The organism is Cupriavidus sp. SIMBA_020 (assembly GCF_046535395.1).
In the GTDB taxonomy this organism is placed as follows: Bacteria; Pseudomonadota; Gammaproteobacteria; order Burkholderiales; family Burkholderiaceae; genus Cupriavidus; species Cupriavidus campinensis.
In genome coordinates, this window is record NZ_JAWRWU010001217.1 from 1 (window position 1) to 251 (window position 251).

At 68.5% G+C, this 251-nt stretch carries 1 pseudogene; it reads left to right on the top strand.

The features are described 5' to 3' along the window. Positions 1–235 (top strand): annotated as a pseudogene (locus SB751_RS33400) (transcriptional regulator); the annotation flags it as partial. Between the last annotated feature and the right edge of the window lie 16 nt (positions 236–251).

The window sequence follows — 251 nt, forward strand, 5'->3', positions numbered from 1 at the left end:
GCGCCTCGCCTCGCCGGATCTGCCGATGGTGCCGATCGGGCTGAAACACGCGGGCGAGGTGCTGCGCTACTTCTCGCTGGTGAGCACGCTCGGCACGCCGCAGCATGTGGCCGCGCAGGAGTTGCGCATCGAGTGTCTGTTTCCCGTGGACGAAGCGACGGAAGCGCGCCACGCGCGGCTCTTCGCCCAACACGCGGCGAGTTCCGGTCAATCGAGCGACGCGCAAGCGCACTGAAGCGCTACCTCGCGCT